Annotated in this window: 1 protein-coding gene; it reads right to left on the bottom strand. The window is 35.1% G+C overall.

The window, feature by feature from the left end; genetic code table 11:
* Positions 1 to 99 precede the first annotated feature (99 nt).
* Positions 100 to 1,818: an IS1634 family transposase gene (locus CHB72_RS25690; protein ID WP_089285688.1), complete on the bottom strand. Its 1,719-nt coding sequence runs from the start codon at positions 1,816 to 1,818 to the stop codon at positions 100 to 102.
* Positions 1,819 to 1,953 lie beyond the last annotated feature (135 nt).

Here is a 1,953-nt window from a genome sequence, read left to right as displayed (position 1 = left end):
ATCCCGTCTTTGACAGTTGAAAAGGATAAAAAGCTTGAAACCTATTGTAAATACTAGGATTCAAGCTTTTGTTGTGTGTTCAAAAACTGCGTACTTTTTTTAATTTTTCGTGTCCTTAAAAATTTTTTTCATCTGAGTATTTTTAATGATTTGATAATCTGTTCTAAAGCCAAAAGCCTCGTGAAGAGCGTCTGTAAAATCCGTTCGCATATAAGTTGGAATATAGCCATCGCCAGGGATTTGGTAAAAATTCATATCCCTTAACCCTCGTACAATTTCAGAACAGGTGAACTTACTATCTAGTCGCTTTTCAAGATATCTGTAGAGTACCATTGCTAAGAAACAAGTTGTAAAATGTGCTTCTATACGATCATCTCTGGTTAAATACACAGGTCTTGCTTTAAATTCGCTTTTCATAATTCTAAAGCATTCTTCAATCTCCCAACGTCTATGGTTAACCTTGATAATTTCAGAGGCCTCATCCTCTAAGTTGGTGCATACTGCATAAAAGCCATCATAAGCTTCTTCTTTTGCAATAACTTCTAAATCAAGACTATAGAGATCCTTTTCTGCAACTTCACCATCTGGTGTAACACTGGTTTTTCCAATAAACCGTTTGTAATCGTTCTGATGGCTTTTTTTAAGCTTTGAAGGGTTTGTTTCAATGACCTTAAGGGCACGGTCAATTTGTCCATTTCGAATCTTTCTTTGATAATCTCTATATTTGATTGAATAAGTGACAATCAATTTCTGTTCCAAATCATTTTCTTTAATCCAGCGCTCTTTATAGAAAGTTTTGTCTATAAACTTGTCTTCTTCGATATCAGAGATATCATAGAGCTTGTTATCGCAGCTTAAACGCCATCCTTCAGTAGACAGGGCCCAGGCTTTGAGGTGTTTTTTAAGTTTTTTGACAGATTGGGTGGTGATAAAAGCACGCTGTCCCTGGTCATTAAATTTTCTATTGTCATTTGAAGCTAGGCCTGCATCAGTGCAGACAACAAATTTTGAGAGTTTAAAGTCATCTAGGATTTTTTGTTCTAAAGGCTTTAAAGTCAGCTGCTCATTGGTATTGCCCTTAGTGATGCTAAAAGCTAGTGGAATCCCATCCCCATCCATGAAAAGCCCCATTTGAACGATGGGGTTCGGTTTATGCTCCTTAGAATAGCCATATTGTTTTAGGCCTTGCTCTTGTTCAATCTCAAAGAAATAATTTGTACAGTCATAATATAGAATGCCTGAATTTCGCTTAGAAAGTTTTTGGCTATTTTTATAGAGTTCTGATTGAATGAAGTCCGTTTCCTTTGAAATAACTTCAAGTGCCCTATAAATATGCTGAATTTCAAAATCTGGCTCTTCTAAAAAGGTTGATGCTAAGTTATAAGTTGAAAGCTTAGAACTTGGGAAAATAATTCTTCCGTAGAGGAGCCTTGAAAGAATAGAATCAAGGTTATAAGTGAACTTGTGACGCTTTGAAATTTCCTTACAGATGTTGTGAAGCCCAAGCTCGTGATAAGTTTTTTGAAGAAATAAGTAGCCACCATTAAAAGAACGTTGCTTTTCTTTGTCAATGAGCTTAGTGGGTGAGTATTGCACCATGACTTTGCTAGTTTCTTCTTTTTCTTTTTCATTAAGTTCTGCAATGTACTTTTTAGCCCACTCATAAGGATCTTGTCCATTTAATTTGTCTCTGAGTTCAGCTTCTGTTCCAAGCTTCTCAACAATCACTGAAGAATTTGATTGAGTTTTGCTGTTATAAACAGATTTTATTACATAAAGTGAAGCTGAATTTTTAGATTTGCTTACCTTGAGTCTCATTTAACAACACCTCCTGTTATCTATATTATAACACAGTGCGACAAAGTGCGCTATATAAAAATGAAAAAACATAAAAAAAATAAGCCTTTTCAAGCTTTTGAATGGGTTTTGAAATTTACAACTGTCAAACTCCCG

The sequence above is a fragment of the Anaerovirgula multivorans genome, from assembly GCF_900188145.1.
Classification (GTDB): Bacteria; Bacillota; Clostridia; order Peptostreptococcales; family Natronincolaceae; genus Anaerovirgula; species Anaerovirgula multivorans.
Note: the sequence above shows the minus strand (reverse complement) of the source record. Positions and strands in the feature narration are given on the sequence as shown.